Source organism: Cohnella hashimotonis (assembly GCF_030014955.1).
Classification (GTDB): domain Bacteria; phylum Bacillota; class Bacilli; order Paenibacillales; family Paenibacillaceae; genus Cohnella; species Cohnella hashimotonis.
In genome coordinates this window covers 101982-122103 of record NZ_JAGRPV010000001.1, presented here as the reverse complement: position 1 = coordinate 122103, position 20122 = coordinate 101982, and the positions used below count along the sequence as shown (strand labels likewise).

Below are 20122 nucleotides of genomic sequence, written 5' to 3'. Positions count from 1 at the left end.
CGCATGACACGTTAACTTCGTGACACATTAACTGCGTGAACGTTAACTGTGTGAACGTTCACTGCCTGACACATTTACTGCGTGAACATTAACCACTTGAACGTTAATCACTCGAACGTCAACAGCTCGAACACCAACCGCTTGAAAGTTTAACCTTGCCCGCCCCTACAGCTTGATCGCTGTCGACAGCAGCCCTTGCACGTAATAGCGATTCGTAAACGTGAACAGCAGGATGAGCGGCACCGACGCGACCAGATAGCCGCCGAACGTCACCGGCATGTTGGACGAGTACTGTCCGGTGAAGCTGATGAGCAGGCCTGCCGCGATCGTAAGCTTCTCGTGGTCGGCGATCGTGATCATCGGCCACAGATATTCGTTCCAGGCGCCGACGATCTGCATGATCGCGAGCGTTCCCATAATCGGAATGCAGAGCGGCAGCGCGATTCGGTAGTACAGCTTGAAGTCGTGCGCGCCATCCATCTGAGCCGCCTCGAAGTAGTCCTTCGGGATGCTCTCGAAGAACGATCGCAGCAGGAAAATACCGAAGATCGGACCGCCCGTGACGAGCGGCAGAATGAGCGCCCAGTAGGAGTTGAGCAGGCCAAACGTCTTGTAGAGCATGTAGCCCGGCACGAGCGTAAGCGCCCCCGGTATCATCATGAGGGCCAGGACGAGCATATACAGCCATTCCTTGCCGAAAAACTTCATACGCGCAAACGTAAAAGCCGACAGCGATGCAATCAGCAGCATGCCCGCCGTACCCACGCCCGCTACGAACACCGTGTTGAGCAAATAGCGCCAGATGCTGCCGAACGCGCTGGACACGTTGCCGACGCGAAGCGGCAGCGTCGGATACCACCGGGTCGCGGTGAACGCCACGTCCGACTTGAACGCGCCCCACAGCGTGAACCCGAGCGGATACAGCAGCATGGCGAGCAGCGCGACGAGCGCGGCGTTCAGGAACCATTGCGGCAGCCGTCTGTATTGAGTCATGCCTCTTCTCCCCGTTCCATTAATTCGTCTCCGTCTTCATGCCCCGGTACGCGACCAGGCTCAGGAGGAAGATCGCTGCGAACATGACCGTGCCGATCGTCGTCGCGTAGCCCATCCGGCCGGCGGTAAAGGCCTCGATGTACATGTAGTATGCGGGGACGTAAGTGCTGTAGCCCGGACCGCCCGACGTGAGGACGATCTGAATGCCGAAGTCCTGCAAGCCGCCGATGATGCCGAAGATCAGAAAGAAGCGGACCTGGCCCATCAAATGCGGCAGATCGATATGCCAGATGCGCCGCAGCAGCCCTGCGCCGTCCAGTTCCGAGGACTCGATCACCTCGCTTGAGATGTTCATCAAGCCGGCCATGTAGATCAGCACGCTCGTCCCCCCGATCCAGGGGAAGCCCATGAAGATGATGCTCGGTATGATCAGATCGGCGCTGCCCAGCCAGTCGATCACCCGGTCCGGCGCGATCAGCCCCGTTCCGCGCAGCAGCGAGACGAGCAGGCCGTTCGTCGGATCGTATATGTTTTTCCAGATCAGCAGCCCGACGACGCCCGGCGCCACGATCGGCAGCAGCACGAGCACCCGGTACGCCGACTGCAGTTTTTTCTGTCTCACGTTAAAAATCATCTCGGCCGCGATCAGCGGCACGACGATGCCGATGATCAGGCGCGGCACGAGGATGAGAAACGCCGTCGGGATCGAATCGAGGAACACTTGGTCCCTGAACAGTTCCCTGTAATTGTCCAGGCCGATGAAGACGGCCTTGCCCACGCTGTCCCAGTCGAAAAAGGAGTGGTAAATGCCGCTGACCGGCGGATAATAGCAGAACAGAAGCAGCCCCAGAAACAGCGGGGACAAAAACAGATACGCCTTGCGGCTGCTCCAGATTTTCGCCCAGAGCGTAGGACCGGTTGCCATCCTTGTGTCATTCCTTTCCTGCCTAGCTCGACGCTTATCGGTCACTCGCCGAAAATGTCGTCCAGGCTGTGATTGCTCTTGGCCGACCGTTCCGGCTGTACGAGCGGCACGGTCACGGTCGTCTTGGCGTTGATCTCGATGAAGACCGAGTTCGACTCGTCGATGACCTTGATCTGCACGTCTTTGGCCGGCTGCAAATCGGAAGCTTTGTACGGATAGTAGGTGTACGACGCCTCGCCCGCTTCGTTGGTCACGACGCGGCTGGCGGACAGAATGCCGCCGCCCCTCGGCAGCGCGTAGAGCGAATGTCCCTTCGCCGGCCGCCCGCTCGCATCCGTAACCTTGAAGCGCAGCGCGACGGGCGATTGGCCGTCCGCCGGCGCCTGCTGCGGGTCCATCGCGAGCAGCGCGATGCGGTACTGCGTAGCGCGATAGGCATCGTAGCCCGCAAGCAGGGCGCCGATGGCCAGCACGACCGTCGCGATCGTCCATTTTCTTTTCATGCCGCTCTCCATTCCACGCCGGCCGGAAGCCCGGAGCGATATGCGGGAGGGCAGGCCGATCGCCTGCCGCCCCGACTCCCGCCGCTTACCAGCCGGTCGTATCGATGTTCATTTTTTTGATATAGTCGTCCGCGCTCTTCTGCTGGATCTCGTTGCTCTTCGCAAAAAACTTGGCGTCGTCCGTCTCGCCCTTCACCCACATCTCGAACTGCTTGTTGAGCGCGATGCCCTGCTCGTCGGTGAAGGCGTTCGGCCAGCTGGCCTTGGGCATAATCGGGAACGAATTGTTCATCCAGTCGTCGAGCAGCGGCGGAATCTCCGAGCCCTTGACCGCGCCGAGCGCGGCGCCTTGCTCCAGCACCATCATCGAAATATTCTCGGGGACGGTCAAATACTTGAGGAAGGCGATCGCCGCTTCCTTCAGATCCGGATTGTCCTTGACGATCGGCTTCAGGATGTTGAGCGACAAGTCCGGATCGGGCTGATACGGCCCCTTCTCCGTGTATTGCACGTCGGCGACGTCGGGCGAGGTCGACTTCGTGATCGGCGGAGCGGGGATAACGCCGTAATTGAACTTGCGCTGCTTGTTGCCGTTCTCCGCCTGGAGCGCCCACAGCCCTTCCTCGCGCATGGCGACCTTGCCGTCGTTCCAGGGCTGCGAGAAATCCGTGTTCTGCCAGCCTGCGGGCAGCAGTTCCGTGTACATACGCTTCAGTTGCCGGTACATCTCCTGTGCGTAATCGTGCTCCGCCGCATTGAACAATCCCGCCTTCGTCGCGCGCAGCGTCTCGAGCGTGTCGACCTGGCCGTCCTTGTCGTAGTCGGTCTTGTCCATGAGCGCCGCCGCAAAAAACGGGCCGACGCTGAATTGCTGGTTCCACTGGCCGAGCTCGATCTGCTTAAAGTTGCCCCATTGGGCGAACGGCACGTAGCCCTTTTCCTTGAGCAGCTTGGCGTCCGTGAACATCTCCTCCCAATCCTTGGGCGGATTGATGCCGAGCGACTCGAACAGGTCCTTGTTGTAGTAGTAGCCCGTAGCCGGTCCCGAGTACAGGACGATCGGCACGGCGACCGGCTGCTTATTGTTATCGACAAGCGAACGGTGCTTCATCAGGTAGTCGGGAAACAGGTCGCTCCACTTCGCGTTGCCCGCCACGTATTCGTCCGGCGACGACAGCGCGTCGCCTAGCGGCTCGTACCAGTCGCGATCCAGGTAATTGTTGCCCCAGGTAAAGGTGATCGCCGGGGCGGTACCCGCGGAGATCTGGGTCGTCAGCCACTCCGCGATCTCGTTTTGCAGCTTGCCGACCGGCTTCGTGCGCGCCCAGGCAATCTTCACGTTCGGGTGGAGCTTCATGAACGCGTCGGCGATCTTTTGCGTGGACAGGAATACCGTCGGATTTTCCGCCGTCGGCTCCGTATTGACCGTAGGCATCCAGCCGTGAAGGTCGACGGTCAGCGTCACGGGACGTCCGCCGGCGATCTCCTTGGGACCGGCTTCCGTCCCTTCGGGCGATGCGGTTGCCGAGCCGGTCGCCGTCTGCGATGCGCTCGCCGTTTGCGAAGCCGTCGCCGTCGACTCCGATTGGCCGGATCCGCCGGAGCAGCCGCTCGCAACGAGCGCAGCCGCCGCCAGCATAAGAGTCTGGGACTTCCATTTGAATTTAAGCAATGCCGTCACGCTCCTCTATCGGGGTAAAAGCCAATATTCGCTCCATGTACAGATCCATAAAAGCCTGATGCTCGACGCCCGTGCTTACCCGCACATGCGAATCCGCGGCCGGCCGATGCCAGTTCATGCCTGAAAGGCTGATGCTCATCCCCCGCGTATAAGCGCCGCCGGTCTCGATATCGATCACCCGCCGCTCGGTACGGACGAAGTCTTCTCGAAATACGGCTGCCACCGCGAGCGGGTCGTGCAGATAGATGTGGGGAGAAGCCCAATGTTCGCGCATCCTCATGACAAGCTTGGCTGCGGGATCCGCGCTGTCGCGGATCGAAGCCGTTTGCCGTTCGGACAAGAGGCACTTGAAGGTGACGTCGAGCCCCACGGCGACGATCGGGACGCCCGCGCCCAGCACGATCTGCGCCGCCTCCGGGTCGCAGGAGAAGTTGTATTCGGACACGTTCATATCGTAGGCGCCGCCCATGACGACGATCTTGGCGATACGGTCCGCGATCTCCGGCTTGACGCGCAGCGCCAACGCGACGTTGGTCAACGCGCCGAGCGTGACGAGCGCGATCGGCCGCTCGGCCTCGAGCGCGGTCCGCACGATGAATTCGGCCGCCGTCAGGCGCGTGTCGACCGGCTCGCCTCGCATCTCCTCCAGATACTGCACCGGCGCCTCCTCGGGATCGACCGGCTTGCCGTAGATCTGCCTGCTGATCAGCGGCAGCGAGGCGCCGGGCACGACCGGAATGTCTGATCTGCCGGTCGCCCTCAGCAAGGCGGATACCATTTGCGCGCGCTTGTGCGTCTGCTTATATACGGTCGTGATGCCGGCGATGTCGAGCTCCGGCGACTTGACGGCCAGCCATATCGCGAGCGCGTCGTCGATGTCGTCTCCGATATCGGTGTCGATGATAACGCGCTGCGCGTTCCCTGCTATCGTAGACAAAGCGATTGCAACCTCCTTCGATTCTCCGAACGCCGATAATGGAAGCGCTTAACCATTGTCGCGCGGCCGGCCTTTCCATAGTCGTACTGAAGCCCTTGTACCGAAGTACTTCGAACGCAGACCCCTCTGTTCTGTAAAGCGCAGCCTCGCGAGAGCCGTTTTCCATTCCTACCTGAATGTAACACAGCACGCGAGGACCATCTATCCGGAAGTGGTTGAACATTATCGAAAAATGGTGATCATCCCGCGTACGATGCAGACAAAAATGCCTTTTGCCACTATACTGTTGGTGAGATTGCCCTGCGGCAATCATTCATATATGGGGATGTCAGGAGGACGAGCATGTTCGCCGATCAGCTTGAATTCGCCTTTACCTACCATCACAAACCGCAGACCGAGATTACGACGCACCACCACAACTGCTACGAGCTCGTGTACTACACGTCCGGCACCGGCTCCACGACGATCGGCGGCACGGAATACCGCTACGCGCCCAACACCTTCAGCCTGATCAGGCCCCGCACCGCGCACAACGAAGTGCATGACGAGACGACCGAGCTGCTGTGCATCGGCTTTTCGTTAAATGAGAGCGCTTCCGTTCAATTCGAAAACGGCGTCTATCCGGATCGCTCCTCGCTCCTCATGCAGATCGTCAACAAGCTCAAGCACGAGCTCTCGACCCAGCGTCTGCATTACCAGCACAAGCTCGAGCTGCTGCTCAACGAGTTCATCATCGAGATCGAACGGACGCGGTCATCCCGATCGTTCGCCGACCTGCTGGAGTATATCGAGAATTACATCAACGAGAATTTCCATCAGGAAATCGACCTGCCCTCACTCGCTAAAATTACCGGGTACAGCTACGACCACTTTCGCCACGTATTCAAGGACAAGACGGGAGAATCGCCGCTCAGCTTCATCATCAACAAGCGCGTCGAGCACGCCAAGAAGCTGATGCTGTCCACAGACATGACGATGTGCGCCATCTCCCTGGACTGCGGCTTCTCCAACAGCTCGCAGTTCGCCAGCACGTTCCGCAAACTGACCGGGCAGACGCCGAGCGCCTTCAAGCGCAATCACTTCATCCGGTCCGGGGCGGAATAAAAGGGATGACGGTCGATTGCCGCCATCCCTTCTTCTTGCGTCAGGACTTCCTTTTTCCCGCTTAATGCCCTTCATGCTCCAGCTTCATTCTCTAGCTTCATTCTCTAGCTTCATTCCCCAACTTCATTTTCAAAGGTCACGATCAGCGCCTGCCGCTCCCCGAGGGCAAGCTCGGCCTGCGTGTACCCGTCGCCGGACGCCGATACGGCCAGCGGCTTCACCTCGCCGCCGTCCGGATCCCATAGCCGCGCGCGCGAACCGGTCGCCCGGAACTGCACGGAGAGCGTCTTCGCTTCGTCCGCGGTGTTGACGAGCAGGTACGTCTTGCCTCCCTCGCCCGTGCGCATGGCGCTTAATATATCCGGATCCGCCTGCCCGAGCTTCAGATCGGGCGCGACCAGCGCCGCGAGCGGCGCGTCCAGCTCCTTCGCCGAACCGACGCGCTTCACGCCCGGGAACTTGGCCAGCCTGTCGTACAGACCGTCCGCCTCCTTCAGGCCGCCGTCGGTCCGGATATAATCCGGCCCCGCGCCGACTAGCACAAGCGGCACGCCGGCTGCAGCGAGATCTTCCAGCTTGGCGGCGAGAACTTCGTCGACGACGGTCGTCTCCGGCACGATCAGCGCTTTGTAACTCAGCCCGCCCCGCGCCGACAATAAGCCGTCCTCCGCGCGGCTGTCGGCGATGCCGTCAGCGTCGATATAATTGTAGTCGAGCTGATGCCCGGCGAGCCGCAGCGCCGTCTGCTTGAAGCTGTCGCTGACCGTCACGGCGCGGGCGGCATAATCCGCCGGACTGAGCGACATCGGCGGCAGCGTCTCCGCCCATACGCTCTCGATTGGATAATATACCGCGACCTGCGGCGCAGGCTTGCCGGCGTCCATCATATAGCCGATACGCCCGATATAGTCGGCGAAACGCCTGTTCTCCTCGTCGCTCATCCGGTCATACTCGTAATAGGAGTTGAACCGGTCGACGCCGAAGGCGAACTGGACGGCCACCGCCGCGAGACGCCCCTTGAAGTCGGCCTTGTCGCCATCGAACGCGTCGGAAATCTCGCTCATCACATGCGGCTTGCCGTCCTCCTGCGCCGCGGAGCTTGCGAGCTTGGCCGTCGTCGCCGCCCATTCCTTGGCCAGCTTCGGATGCGCTGTGAGCAGATCGATGCCCGGCAGCTGCATATGCCGGTAGATGTTCATCAGGTTGCCCTCGTAGATGGCCTGATGGTACATTTCCTCCTCCAGCAACAAATGGCCTGAGCAGGCGACGCCGGTATTCCCGCAGAACGCCTCGAGCGGCTCGAAGTAGCTCTCCAGGACGAGCTCGGACAGCGTCCGGTAATAATCTCCGCGCACGCGCTGCGCCTCCTTGCCCTCGCCCCCGACCAGATACGGCAGGACGGGCAGCAGCTCGTAGCCGCGCCGCTTCTGGAACTCGTCGGCCAGCTTGTTGCCCCAGTTCAGCGTCTTCAGCAGCGGCACCGCGGGATCCGGCGCGTCCAGGACGCTCGGCTGCCGGGGCGGCGTGCCGATATACGTCCCGGTCAAGGCCGGCTCGTCCGTGAAGAAGGCTTCGATGCCTTTGCCGAAATAAGAGCCGAGCCGTTCGTAATACTGCTTATGCGTGATGTCGATAAAAGCTTCAGTCGCGTCCTTCTCCAGCAAATTGATGTAGCGGCGCTGCTCGAACCAGTTGTTGACGGCGTGCGTCCCTTCATAGAACGGCTTTTGGACAAAGTAGAAGACGACCCAGCGGCCCGAAGCCGGCGCCTGCCACGTCAGGTTTCCTTGTTCGTCGACGGCAGCGCGCAGATCGACTGCCGACGCGGCGTCGAAGCTCCGCTCGGTGCCCCGGTAAGCGGCCGCGTACCGGACTTCTCCATGTCCGTAAGGATGCTCGATCACGACCTTTTTGCCGGCTGCCGCCTCTTTGACGACAACGGCAAGCCCCTGCGCCTCCAGCTCGGGATGCTCGCCCAGCACCAGACCGCCCGCCGTGCCGCTCGGATATCCTCTTTCGTCATAGATCCATACGCGGAGCCCGAGCTTGTCGATCGCATAAGCAACGTTTTGCTTCAGAATCTCCCAAAACTCCTCGTTTTTCAGGTAGCCGTTGTAGTCGACGTTCGTCACCATGCCGCCGTAGCCCAGATCGCTCAGCTTCTTGATGATGCCGGTATGCAGCTTATCGTGAATCATGAGCAGCGGCCGGTACCGGACGTCCGGATCGGCAAACTGCGCTTCGTCGAAGGCGGCCGGCTTCGGCCGTTCGGCGCCTGGTCCGGCCCCCGTCTCGGACGCCCCCTGGACGCCCCCGCCTGCAGCCGTCGCTTCTCCTCCGGTCGCCGCCGGTGACGCCGACGCATTCGCGTTTTTCTCTTGGCCTTGCGCCTGCTCCTGTCCCTGCACGGTCTCCACTCTCTTATCGTTTCCTTTCCCTTGTCCCGTGAAATAGAGAAAGCACAACAACGCCGCTATCCCGAGCAAAGCCGCCGCAATCGCATTCCGCATTCGATGATTCATGTCTCTCTCCCCCTGGCGAGTCTCGTCATGGCGGCGATCCCGCGAAATTCGCATTCTCGCCGCCCTGACCGCCGCTCTTTATGTCATCGCGCTAATTCACCGTCACGCTGTCGACGAACGCCGTATTGTCCCCTGTCGTCGCCCCTTTGAACTTGATGACGTGCGTACCGGCTGTCGCAAAGAAGGCACGTGTCTCGAATGCTGCGAAGGTGCCTGTGGACGGAGAGAACGTGCCGATTTTCCTGTTGTCGAAAAAAACATCGAACGTCTGCCGCCCTCCGAAGTTCGTCCGCATCGCCGCCTTGAAGCCGACGGTGTGCATGCCCGCATTCAAGGACACGCTTTGCTCGAATGCCGCATCATGCTGGATTAACGCTGTCTGCACGCCATCCGGCGCAGCTTGCGCGCCGAAGTCCGAGCCGTTGCGCTGCACGCCCGTATAGTTCGCGAACGTCCAGCCGCTTGTAATCGGCCCGTACGTGTAATTCGCCGTGACAGGCGCTTCGAACCCGGCGTTGGCCACCGTCACCCCGCCTGACGTATTCGTAAGCGAGATCCGGTCGATATTCATCGTGCCGGTATTGGCGAACGGATCCAGGCGCAGCTGCTTGATCGTCCCGCTCCAGCCGCTGACGGTCCCCATATCGACCACGTAGTCGGCATACCCCGTCATGTTCGGCGCGATCGCGAACTTCTTGGACTTCGCTTCCGTGAAAACCGAGTCCGCGTTCGTCTTGAAGAACACTTGCGCCTCGGTGGCGGCGGTATTGTTTTTCAGACGAATCTTGAAGAAGCGATTGGACGCGGACAAGCCCAAGCCCTCGGCCGAGATCATATAGGGATCTCCGCCTGTCGAAGTCAGCGTCAGGATGCCGCCGGATACGTTACCCGCCAGTTCGTTGGCCATCACCCATTGCTGATAGTCGGCCGGCGAGGCTGCGACGCCAAAGTCCCAGTCCTGCGCGCCGTAAGTGGCGTTGCCCGAATACGTAAGCGTGGCCGGCTGCGCATTAAACGTGCCCGCGGACGGCTTGAAGTTGACGAACTGGTTGTTTTGCACCGTTCCCGTCGAATTGCCCAGGATACGAACCGCGAAGTTCTCGTCCGCGACGCCCGGACTTTTGGCGTAGTTGGCGATCGTATTGTTTTCCATCGTCAGATTGGTGTTGACGCCCCCGTTGTTGAAAATAAATACGCCTTCGGCGTCGGTGTCGTGAATGTAATAGTTTTTCAGCGTAATATGGTCGTTCGCGCCTTCATAGTCGAAGCCGACGCCGTCGTAGGCGGCCGTGTTCCTGCGAATGTTCGCCAGCTCCCCGCCGTCGAAGGTCAGGTTGCGGCATACCTGAACGATAATGCCGCCGACGCCGAACGGATTGTACGCCGTGCCGAGGCCGTTTACGCGCAGATTGGATATCGTCCCGTCGTCGATCCAATGGAAATCGAAGCCCCACATGCCGCCGTTTTCCGTATACAGATTCGACATGACGACGTTTTTGATGGCCGGCGCGTTCACCTCATGCATGTAGCCGGTGCCGACCCGCCCGAAGAAGTTGGCCGTATCGCAGTCGTAAAAGCTCGAGTTGGTCAGCGAGAAGCCGTCCAGTGCGGTCCGTTTGATGCTAAAGTCCGTGGCATCCCCCAGCACGCCTCCCGGCCAGGGCTGCAGGCCGCGCACGTCCACACCGGCGGAGACGTGATTGTAGGTTTCAGGCGCGCTATTGTACGTATGGTTCATATGCCGGAAAATCATGTTGTCGATGGCGATATGGCTCTTGTCGTACACGTCGTTGTACGTCAGCATGATGCCCGTCATCGCGTTTTGCAGCTCCAGACCTGAGATATTCCAGCCGCCGAGACCGTTCAGCGAAATGCAGATCGCATCGACGATGCCCGGCGCTATCACCGGCTTGGCTCCCGTCCCGTAGGCGGACAGGGTGATCGGCGAGGCGACTGTGCCTTCCCCATGCAGCGTCAGCGTTTGTCCGGTCCACGTATCTCCCGTCTTCAGCAGGATTTGGTCCCCCGGACTGAACGTTGCGGCGGACACCTTGGCGAGCGTCTTCCAGGGCGCCGCCGAACTCGTACCGGCGTTCGCATCGTTCCCTGCGGAATCGCTTACATAATACGTCGCAGCTGCCGCTTCGCCGCTTCGTACGGCGAACAGCAACAGCAGCGCGAAGGCGGCACAGCCCAGCAGGTAGACCGTTTTCTTTCCCATCATCCCAGCTCCTCTTGTCATCGAATGGTTACAAATGGGCCGATCGAATTTAAAAATAGCATGGTATCGCAGCTGCTTCTATCAGGATGTGGTCGAATGCTATTCACTTTTGGGCGGAGGAGGCTGCCGCGGGATAAAAGAAAAGACGCCGCATCCGCAGGAAGCGGTGCGACGCCAAGTCTACAAATCTTTATGCGTCAATGCCCAGAGGGAGCGATTGCTGACGGAAAGCGAAGTCGCTCCCGCGTTCAGCGCCGCTGCCGCCTCGGAGGGATTGTCGATCAAGCCGCTCGCGACGACGGGAATGTCGGGGAGCGTGTCTGCGAAGGCGCCGATAATTTTGGGTAACGCGCCGGGCATGATCTCGACCGCGTCGGGGCGGAGCGATTCGGCCAGCGACAAGCCCGCGGACAGCGCGCGCGAATCGATGACGAACAGATGCAGTATCGCGTGCAATCCGATTCGCTTCGCCTCTTTGATCAGATGGGCCTTGGGCGTGACGACGCCGTCAGCACCGATCCAGTCTCGAAGAAGGACAAGACTCTCCTTGTCGGTGCTCGACAGCCCGCGCACGAGGTCCAGATGGACGAACACGCCTTTTCCGCGGGACCTCGCAGCCTCGGCGAGACGCGCGACCGCGTCCACGGTGCCGTCCATGACGAACAGATTGGCGGCGCCGCTCGCGAGCGCCTGCTCGCCGGCTTCTTGCGAGCGGACCGCGGCGATGACCGGACTTTGCGCCAGCCGGTGCAGCAGCGTCATGCCTGCTCCGCTTTTCCGGCCGAATCGTCCGCCCCGCTCGCGGGCAGCAGTCGGATGACCCGATAGCCGCCGTCGAAGCCGGCCGCTGTCACATACTGGCGCGAGCCTCTGCCAAAAGCATCTTCGTGGGCGAAGTGTACATGACCGCAGAAGATGCCGATCAGGTTGTCTGCCGGATTGCTCAGCAGCAATTCGTAATAAGCGAGCGTTGCCTCTCCCGGCGGCTCCACCTGCCATTGCTTCATCAGGCCTGCATCCCAGCCCTGCGCAGCCATCATAATGGGGGATCCCCAACTGCGGACGACATCCGGCAACAGCGAAGGCACGTAGATCGGGATGTGCATAAACAGCAGCGTAGGCAGACCCCTCGACAGCGCTTGTCTAAAGGCGGCCAGCTGCGCTTCCGAGATTTGATAAGTGCTGTTGTCGACTGCGACCAGCAGCACGCCGCCGATCTCAAGCGCTCGAAATGCCGGGTCTCCCGCCGTAAACGGGCCGAACTTGGGGTATTGTTCGGAGCGGGTTGCTTCTCCCCACGGACGGCCGGGATATTCCCAATCGTGATTGCCTGGCGTGTACAAGTAAGGCGCTCGCAAACCCGACAGCCTTTTTTCCAGAAAAGCCAAATTCCCCGCAGTCGCTCCGTTCACGATATCCCCCGTCAGAACAACGCCGTCAGCCTGCAGGTCATCCGCATAGGCGAGCGCCTTGTCGAATCGGGTCTGCGTATCCAGCGCGTCGAAGTTGTAAAGCCGAATGGACTCCGCCAACGTCTCGGTCCCTTCCGTCAGATCGGAAGCATTCATGTGGCTATCCGTCACGTGCAGCAGGGTGACCGGCGCCGGCAATCCAGCAACGCGGATGATCGTCTGCCTGTCGCTGTTCGTTCGTACATGCTCATACCTCAAGTTTATCTCCTCCATGACGCAGCGCTTGTTCGATTTCCGTCAAGCTTCGTATAACCATATCCGCCATAGGGCGTTCTTCCGCAGGGATCCCCTGATTCGCATCGCCGGCCGACATAGCTAACCATAACGTACATAGCCCCGCTTGCTTGGCCCCCGTTATGTCAGTATCGTAGTTGTCTCCGACCATCGCCGCACTTTCGATCCCTCCACCGCACCGCTCGAGCGCACAATGAAACAAATACGGCTCCGGCTTGCCTACGTATATCGCCTTCTTTTTTGTAGCCGTCTCGAGCGCAGCCGCGAGTGCGCCCGTCTCCGGCACCGGATGGCCGCCCTCGCCCGGATGACAGGCATCCGCATTCGCGGCGAATAGCATTGCCCCGGCAGAGACCGCTTGGGTCAGCCATTCCAGCTTCTTATAAGTGAAGGCCGGATCGAGCCCGACGACCGCCGCGTCCACCATGCCCTTATCGCCCGGCTCCAGCACATGATGTCCGGCTTCCCGAAGCGCCGCCACGAATGCATCGCTCCCAGCCGCCGCCAGCTTCAGACAGCCATGGCGCTCCCTAATGTAAAGCCCCGTATATTCAGTCGCCGTCACGATCTCGCTGGGCAAAACCTGGATGCCCATGCGGCTTAGCTTACTGGCGATTTCGGCCGCCGAATGCCTGGAGTTGTTCGTAATGAATTGAATGCGTCTGCCTGCGGATTCGAGTGCTTTTAACGCTTTTCGCGCGCCCGGCATCGGCTCCCCGCCGCGGTAGAGCGTTCCGTCCAGATCGAACAGCCATGTACGAATGCCGGATAGCGCTCTAGCTTTTATTTCGCCTGACATGCTTGATTACCTCCCCGGTCTTTGGGCAACAAAAAAACTCCACACGGCAAACGAAGCGGATTCGCACCGCTAGCGTCAGCCGTCTGGAGTTATCGCTTGTCCTTGGCCCCAAATCGACGAGGCCAGTATATCACGTAGCGCGCATCGCGGGCAATAGCAATTGCCAGCGTTTTCAATTACCGTTGTTTCGGCTGCGATTTGGAGGTAAACTTTGACTATGATTGTTGACGATGAGAGGAGCATTGCCTTGGCCCCGCAATATTCGATTGCTTATCAGGCTGGCCGTATCGACGAGAAGGAATGGAAGGACATTCAACCTGCTTATATTACTAACTATCTATGGGAAAAGGACACGATCGCGCCTTATCGTCCGGAGACGTATGCTCAGCTTTGCTGGACGGAAGATGCGCTTCACGGCAGATTCGTTTGTTATGAAGAATCCCCTGTCATTCGCCATTCAGGCGCCAACGCACCGGTTTACCGCGACAGCTGCGTCGAGTTTTTCCTGCAGCCAATGCCGGAGACAGACCCGCGCTATTTGAATTTCGAATTCAACGCAGCAGGCACGCTGCTGCTTGGTCTCGGCGTAGACCGTGAAGATCGGGACATGTCTTACGGACTGGAGCCCGAACGATTCTCTATCGTGGCCGAACGCGGACTTGCCGACGAAGCGGGCCGTATCTACTGGACGTTATCCTTCCGTATTCCGCTCGATTGGCTGGCCGAAGTATTTCCCGGCTTTTCCGCCGCCCCGGGCCTTGCGTTCAAGGGCAACTTCTACAAGTGTGGAGACGAGACGCCCCATCCACACTACTTGTCCTGGTCCCGCATCGACGTCCCGACGCCGAATTTCCACCTGAGCGCCTACTTCGGTACACTCGCCTTTCGCTGACGCCATAAAGTGGGGGCGAAGCCTATGCTTCGTCCTCACTGTTGCGATAGCCGCCGCTTTTCCTGAATAACTTTCTAAACCTGCTCGAGAAATTGCCCCTCAGACCGTTGGCAGCCTGTCCGTTCACGATTCCGTCGTCGCCTCGAATGTTCTCAAATAATGATGCAAATCAAAATTTTTCATCTTTTGGGCGCAGCAAAATTTATACTTCGCTCCGCTACCGCAAGGGCAAGGCTCATACACATTCGCTGGCGCGTATTTTTCTCGAATCGCCTTTTTCAAATCAGTCAGATCCTCCGTATAGTCCATGCCCAATATATAATTCCAGGTAAAATGTTCGCATACTTGTGTAACCTGTGCCGCTCGATCAGGAGAGTTCAACTTGACCACAATCGGCTGATGCGCGGACCCCCATCCCTTCTCCGGATAAGCCTTCTTCTCTGTCATTGCCGTCTGCTCCCCATCGATCGGCAAAGGCTCGGATACAAACTTGTTTAGCAATCGTTCATGATCGGGCATTTCGTCTAACCGCCCGCCCATATAAAACTCAGCTACTGGCAGGAAGGACTCCACATCACCGGAACGCAAGGCAAATTCATAGGATTGTAAAGCAGGTGATTGCGGAGACGCCGTTTCATTGCTCTCTCTTGTTGCTGCAAGCTCCTCTTCCGTAGGCAGAAAGGAAACTTTATTTTGAAGCCCACGATTCATATCAAACAGCATGCTTAGCCCGTTTGCCAAAAGTTCGCGCAGCCTCAAAGAATCAAGCTTGGTGTAAAAACGAGCATATGCGAGAGACTGACGCAGATGCTTCGCGGCAAGCTCCCATTCCTCAATATCAAACAGCAAACTGCCCAACGAATAGTGAGATTCTACCTGCGCCTGGTCGATGCTGATCGAATACTCGAACACGGCTGCCGCCAAATCCGGCCTTCCACCCTTAATATACAAGTTGCCCAATTTGTTCCATAGCAAACTGTTGTCAGGCTCTTTCCTGAGCTGCTTTAAAAAACCTTCTTCGCCTTGCGTTGCCCATTGCGGGCTCATACCGTTATGCAATTGTATCCTGCCAATCATATATCCTGAATCCAGGTCTTCTTTCTCAAACTTGGCCCGTAACACATACCCCATTAACTCAATTCCGAAAAATGCCGTGGTAAATTCCCATGCCCCCGCAGCATTACACTCGACACAACGAAAATAACCGGTAAATTGTGAGTGGTCGAGTAGGCTCCTCATATTTTGCTGTGGATCCGAGCCTGATTTAGCTGCATCTTCCGCCGCTTTTTTCCAGCCGCCGACGTCCAATACAATTAATCCGAGATCATAGTTTCCCACGTAACCGCAGTGTCCGCACCTTAGCCGCTGCTTATTCGGCTTATAAAACGGCTTGATCCTGTTTAAGTGTTTTACAACCAGCTTTTTTGCACTTCCGGGCAGCATCGTTACTGTCGGAGTCTTACCCGTCAGAGGCTTCATGCCAGTCATCAACGTAATAAGATCCGGATGAAATCCTTTCCCCTTGCCCATTGGATCTCTCCTTTAAGCTTATTTTTCGAATGAGAGAAGAAAACAAATAAAACCTTTAGCTCGAATGAACTAAAGGTTAATCACTTTCATATGGTGCGCGTAGAGGGACTTGAACCCCCACGGTTGCCCGCCAGATCCTAAGTCTGGTGCGTCTGCCAATTCCGCCATACGCGCATATGGCCAATGAAAAGCCGCTTGTAAAAACCAAATGGCTGGGGATCTAGGATTCGAACCTAGGAGTGACGGAGTCAAAGTCCGTTGCCTTACCGCTTGGCTAATCCCCAACGGATAAGATAATGGATGGTGGAGGCTGAGGGGATCGAACCCCCGACCCTCTGCTTGTAAGGCAGATGCTCTCCCGGCTGAGCTAAGCCTCCGTATGTATGGTGACCCGTGGGGGAATCGAACCCCCGTTACCTCCGTGAAAGGGAGGTGTCTTAACCGCTTGACCAACGGGCCATAAAGCTGGAGCTCTCAACCGGGATCGAACCGGTGACCTCATCCTTACCATGGATGCACTCTACCTACTGAGCTATGAGAGCTTATGTTTTACAGAGCTTGCGCCCTGAAAACCGGATGCGAAACGAACCTGCGCTTAGAAATGCTCTTGCCTGTGCGGCTTGCCGTTTGTTCCTAGATCGGAACAGTAGGATAAGCCCTCGACCGATTAGTACTCGTCAGCTGCACGCATTGCTGCGCTTCCACCCCGAGCCTATCAACCTCGTGTTCTCCAAGGGGTCTTACTAATTGGGAAATCTCATCTTGAGGCGGGCTTCGCGCTTAGATGCTTTCAGCGCTTATCCCTCCCGCACTTGGCTACCCAGCGATGCTCCTGGCGGAACAACTGGTACACCAGCGGTGCGTCCATCCCGGTCCTCTCGTACTAAGGACAGCCCCTCTCAAATTTCCTACGCCCGCGACAGATAGGGACCGAACTGTCTCACGACGTTCTGAACCCAGCTCGCGTACCGCTTTAATGGGCGAACAGCCCAACCCTTGGGACCTACTTCAGCCCCAGGATGCGATGAGCCGACATCGAGGTGCCAAACCTCCCCGTCGATGTGGACTCTTGGGGGAGATAAGCCTGTTATCCCCAGGGTAGCTTTTATCCGTTGAGCGATGGCCCTTCCATTCGGTACCACCGGATCACTAAGCCCGACTTTCGTCCCTGCTCGACTTGTAGGTCTCGCAGTCAAGCTCCCTTATGCCTTTGCACTCTTCGAATGATTTCCAACCATTCTGAGGGAACCTTGGGGCGCCTCCGTTACGCTTTAGGAGGCGACCGCCCCAGTCAAACTGTCCGCCTGACACGGTCCCTTCACCGGATTCACGGTGACAGGTTAGAACCTAGATACGATCAGGGTGGTATCCCAACGGCGCCTCCATTGAAGCTTGCGCTCCAACTTCTTAGGCTCCCACCTATCCTGTACAGACCGTACCCAAGTTCAATATCAAGCTACAGTAAAGCTCCATGGGGTCTTTCCGTCACGTCGCGGGTAACCTGCATCTTCACAGGTACTAAAATTTCACCGGATCTCTCGTTGAGACAGCGCCCAAGTCGTTACGCCATTCGTGCGGGTCAGAATTTACCTGACAAGGAATTTCGCTACCTTAGGACCGTTATAGTTACGGCCGCCGTTTACTGGGGCTTCGGTTCACAGCTTCGGGTTGCCCCTAACCGCTCCCCTTAACCTTCCAGCACCGGGCAGGCGTCAGCCCGTATACTTCGCCTTACGGCTTCGCACAGACCTGTGTTTTTGCTAAACAGTCGCTTGGGCCTATTCACTGCGGCCCCCTCGGGCTATTCACCCTACCGAGGCACCCCTTCTCCCGAAGTTACGGGGTCATTTTGCCGAGTTCCTTAACGAGAGTTCTTCCGCGCGCCTTAGAATTCTCTTCTCGCCTACCTGTGTCGGTTTGCGGTACGGGCACCTTCTCCTGGCTAGAGGCTTTTCTCGGCAGCGTGAGCACGGAACCTTCGGTACTGTAATTTTCCCTCCCCATCACAGCTCAAGGTTAAAGCATGCGGATTTGCCTACATGCACCCCTCACTGCTTGGACGAGCTATTCCATCAGCTCGCGTTCTTGCCCTCCTGCGTCCCCCCATCGCTCATAACGGATTACGGTGGTACAGGAATTTCAACCTGTTGTCCTTCGACTACGCCTTTCGGCCTCGCCTTAGGTCCCGACTTACCCTGAGCGGACGAACCTTCCTCAGGAACCCTTAGGCTTTCGGCGGACAGGATTCTCACCTGTCTTTTCGTTACTCATACCGGCATTCTCACTTGAATGCAGTCCACCGGTCCTCTCGGTCCGACTTCAACCCGCATTCAACGCTCCCCTACCCAAGTCGTAGTCTTCACTTCACACTGGTGATGTGTTTAGCTGGGCGCATTTGGTCAGAATCTTTGAACAACCTTAGCGGTTGATTCTGACGAAATGTCCCGGCGTTCCACCAGAACAAAGTGAAGACTACGACATGCCATAGCTTCGGTGGTGTGTTTAGCCCCGTTACATTTTCGGCGCAGAGTCACTCGACCAGTGAGCTATTACGCACTCTTTAAATGGTGGCTGCTTCTAAGCCAACATCCTGGTTGTCTTCGCAACTCCACATCCTTTCCCACTTAACACACACTTGGGGACCTTAGCTGATGATCTGGGCTCTTTCCCTCTTGACGACGGATCTTAGCACTCGCCGTCTGACTCCCGAGCATACATCCATGGCATTCGGAGTTTGACTGGACTTGGTAACCCTTGGCGGGCCCCGCACCCAATCAGTGCTCTACCTCCATGATGCTAAATCTCGAGGCTAGCCCTAAAGCTATTTCGGGGAGAACCAGCTATCTCCGAGTTCGATTGGAATTTCTCCCCTACCCCCACGTCATCCCAGAGCTTTTCAACGCTCACGAGTTCGGGCCTCCAGTAAGTGTTACCTCACCTTCACCCTGCACAGGGGTAGATCACCCGGTTTCGGGTCTACGACTACGTACTAAAGCGCCCTATTCAGACTCGCTTTCGCTGCGGCTCCGTCTCTCCGACTTAACCTCGCACGTAAACGTAACTCGCCGGTTCATTCTACAAAAGGCACGCCATCACCCCTAGATCGGGCTCTGACTTCTTGTAAGCGCACGGTTTCAGGTTCTTTTTCACTCCGCTCCCGCGGTGCTTTTCACCTTTCCCTCACGGTACTGCTTCACTATCGGTCGCCAGGGAGTATTTAGCCTTGGCAGATGGTCCTGCCGGATTCCCACGGGGTTTCTCGTGTCCCGCGGTACTCGGGATCCGTCTCGGAGGGGATAGACTTTCGGCTACAGGGCTTTTACCTTCTATGCCGGACCTTTCCAGATCTCTTCGCCTAACCTATCCCTTTGTAACTCCATGTGAGACGTCCCACAACCCCTGAGAGCAAGCTCTCAGGTTTGGGCTAATCCGCTTTCGCTCGCCGCTACTGACGGAATCACTCTTGTTTTCTTCTCCTCCAGGTACTTAGATGTTTCAGTTCCCTGGGTGTGCCTCCTATGCAGCTATGTATTCACTGCATGGTGACTGGGCATGACCCCAGCCGGGTTTCCCCATTCGGACATCCCCGGATCAAAGCCTGCTTACGGCTCCCCGAGGCAATTTCGCTGTTCGCCGCGTCCTTCTTAGGCTCCTGGCGCCTAGGCATCCTCCGTGCGCCCTTAATAGCTTAACCTAACGCTCCGAGTTGTCGATGTCACAGCGTTCTCCGATCCATCCGTCTCACCGCTTGCGCAGTGCGACCGATCCTCGAAAGGCTGTTCCATGCGACATCTCTTCGCTCTCAGCTAGCCAACAAGGCATTGTAGAGAATTTCTAATTTGCGCATTTTCGTTTCGCTATCCGGTTTTCAAAGAACAAGTTCTGCCCTCCGCCCATCTGACCAGCAGGCTGTGCGGAGAATAAAGATGGTGGAGACTAACGGGATCGAACCGTTGACCCCCTGCGTGCAAGGCAGGTGCTCTCCCAGCTGAGCTAAGTCCCCATGGGAAGTATTCAATTGAAGCTTGGTGGTGGGCCTTAGTGGACTCGAACCACCGACCTCACCCTTATCAGGGGTGCGCTCTAACCAGCTGAGCTAAAGGCCCGTATGATATGGCCAGTCTCGCTGGCTTCATCCCGATTCCGATGAAGGAATCAAGACCGGCTTGGCGACGTCCTACTCTCCCAGGACCCTGCGGTCCAAGTACCATCGGCGCTGGAAGGCTTAACGGTCGTGTTCGAGATGGGTACGCGTGGAACCCTTCCGCCATTATCACCAAACCGGTATTGCTGAAGGATTTCTCCTTCA

Annotated in this window: 13 protein-coding genes, 7 tRNA genes and 2 rRNA genes; 2 read left to right on the top strand and 20 right to left on the bottom strand. The window is 57.9% G+C overall.

Features of this window, described 5'->3' with window-relative positions; all coding sequences use genetic code 11:
• Window positions 1-165: 165 nt before the first annotated feature.
• The 5 genes from KB449_RS00625 to KB449_RS00605 all read right to left on the bottom strand — a co-directional run bounded on the left by KB449_RS00625 (window position 166) and on the right by KB449_RS00605 (window position 5039).
• The gene (locus KB449_RS00625; RefSeq protein WP_277538267.1) at window positions 166-993 is read right to left on the bottom strand and encodes a carbohydrate ABC transporter permease; all 828 of its coding nucleotides are present in this window, start codon (window positions 991-993) and stop codon (window positions 166-168) included.
• 19 nt (window positions 994-1012) lie between these two features.
• Entirely contained in the window at window positions 1013-1918 is a 906-nt protein-coding gene (locus tag KB449_RS00620; RefSeq protein ID WP_282906503.1) for a carbohydrate ABC transporter permease, read from the bottom strand.
• Window positions 1919-1959: 41 nt separating this feature from the next.
• The gene (locus tag KB449_RS00615; protein ID WP_282906502.1) at window positions 1960-2421 is read right to left on the bottom strand and encodes an Ig-like domain-containing protein; all 462 of its coding nucleotides are present in this window, start codon (window positions 2419-2421) and stop codon (window positions 1960-1962) included.
• Window positions 2422-2506: 85 nt separating this feature from the next.
• On the bottom strand, window positions 2507-4093 hold the full coding sequence (locus tag KB449_RS00610; protein WP_282906501.1) for an ABC transporter substrate-binding protein: 1587 nt from the start codon (window positions 4091-4093) through the stop codon (window positions 2507-2509).
• Window positions 4086-5039 (bottom strand): nucleoside hydrolase, encoded by a 954-nt coding sequence (locus KB449_RS00605; protein ID WP_282906500.1) that lies wholly within the window; start codon window positions 5037-5039, stop codon window positions 4086-4088. The genes KB449_RS00610 and KB449_RS00605 overlap by 8 nt, the downstream gene beginning before the upstream one ends.
• A gap of 342 nt (window positions 5040-5381) precedes the next feature.
• On the opposite strand from KB449_RS00605, the gene KB449_RS00600 reads away from it, so the two are divergent.
• The gene (locus KB449_RS00600; protein WP_282906499.1) at window positions 5382-6143 is read left to right on the top strand and encodes a helix-turn-helix transcriptional regulator; all 762 of its coding nucleotides are present in this window, start codon (window positions 5382-5384) and stop codon (window positions 6141-6143) included.
• A 110-nt stretch (window positions 6144-6253) separates the two neighbouring features.
• On the opposite strand, the gene KB449_RS00595 is transcribed toward KB449_RS00600, so the two are convergent.
• The 5 genes from KB449_RS00595 to KB449_RS00575 all read right to left on the bottom strand — a co-directional run bounded on the left by KB449_RS00595 (window position 6254) and on the right by KB449_RS00575 (window position 13391).
• Window positions 6254-8665, bottom strand: a complete 2412-nt coding sequence (locus KB449_RS00595) for a glycosyl hydrolase (RefSeq protein WP_282906498.1) — start codon at window positions 8663-8665, stop codon at window positions 6254-6256.
• A gap of 91 nt (window positions 8666-8756) precedes the next feature.
• A complete protein-coding gene (locus tag KB449_RS00590; RefSeq protein ID WP_282906497.1) occupies window positions 8757-10886 on the bottom strand; it encodes a hypothetical protein in 2130 nt (709 codons plus the stop codon).
• A gap of 180 nt (window positions 10887-11066) precedes the next feature.
• A complete protein-coding gene (locus KB449_RS00585) occupies window positions 11067-11648 on the bottom strand; it encodes a glycerol-3-phosphate responsive antiterminator (RefSeq protein ID WP_282906496.1) in 582 nt (193 codons plus the stop codon).
• Entirely contained in the window at window positions 11645-12556 is a 912-nt protein-coding gene (locus tag KB449_RS00580) for a metallophosphoesterase family protein (RefSeq protein ID WP_282906495.1), read from the bottom strand. Before KB449_RS00580 ends, KB449_RS00585 begins: the two co-directional genes overlap by 4 nt.
• The gene (locus KB449_RS00575; RefSeq protein WP_282906494.1) at window positions 12546-13391 is read right to left on the bottom strand and encodes an HAD-IIA family hydrolase; all 846 of its coding nucleotides are present in this window, start codon (window positions 13389-13391) and stop codon (window positions 12546-12548) included. The genes KB449_RS00580 and KB449_RS00575 overlap by 11 nt, the downstream gene beginning before the upstream one ends.
• A 247-nt stretch (window positions 13392-13638) precedes the next feature.
• On the opposite strand from KB449_RS00575, the gene KB449_RS00570 reads away from it, so the two are divergent.
• Entirely contained in the window at window positions 13639-14283 is a 645-nt protein-coding gene (locus KB449_RS00570) for a carbohydrate-binding family 9-like protein (RefSeq protein WP_282906493.1), read from the top strand.
• A 123-nt stretch (window positions 14284-14406) separates the two neighbouring features.
• On the opposite strand, the gene KB449_RS00565 is transcribed toward KB449_RS00570, so the two are convergent.
• The 10 genes from KB449_RS00565 to rrf form a co-directional block, all read right to left on the bottom strand.
• Complete coding sequence (locus tag KB449_RS00565; protein WP_282906492.1) at window positions 14407-15813, bottom strand: SEC-C metal-binding domain-containing protein; 1407 nt, start codon at window positions 15811-15813, stop codon at window positions 14407-14409.
• Between the two features lie 91 nt (window positions 15814-15904).
• Window positions 15905-15987, bottom strand: a tRNA-Leu gene (locus KB449_RS00560).
• Window positions 15988-16022: 35 nt separating this feature from the next.
• Window positions 16023-16097: transfer RNA gene (locus KB449_RS00555), tRNA-Gln, on the bottom strand.
• Window positions 16098-16114: 17 nt separating this feature from the next.
• Window positions 16115-16190 (bottom strand) — tRNA-Val (locus KB449_RS00550).
• 7 nt (window positions 16191-16197) lie between these two features.
• Window positions 16198-16272, bottom strand: a tRNA-Glu gene (locus KB449_RS00545).
• Window positions 16273-16279: 7 nt separating this feature from the next.
• Window positions 16280-16355, bottom strand: a tRNA-Thr gene (locus KB449_RS00540).
• A 105-nt stretch (window positions 16356-16460) separates the two neighbouring features.
• Window positions 16461-19507: ribosomal RNA gene (locus tag KB449_RS00535) — 23S ribosomal RNA — on the bottom strand.
• A 233-nt stretch (window positions 19508-19740) separates the two neighbouring features.
• Window positions 19741-19816, bottom strand: a tRNA-Ala gene (locus KB449_RS00530).
• 26 nt (window positions 19817-19842) lie between these two features.
• Window positions 19843-19919 (bottom strand) — tRNA-Ile (locus KB449_RS00525).
• A gap of 58 nt (window positions 19920-19977) precedes the next feature.
• A 5S ribosomal RNA gene (rrf, locus tag KB449_RS00520) occupies window positions 19978-20094 on the bottom strand.
• Window positions 20095-20122 lie beyond the last annotated feature (28 nt).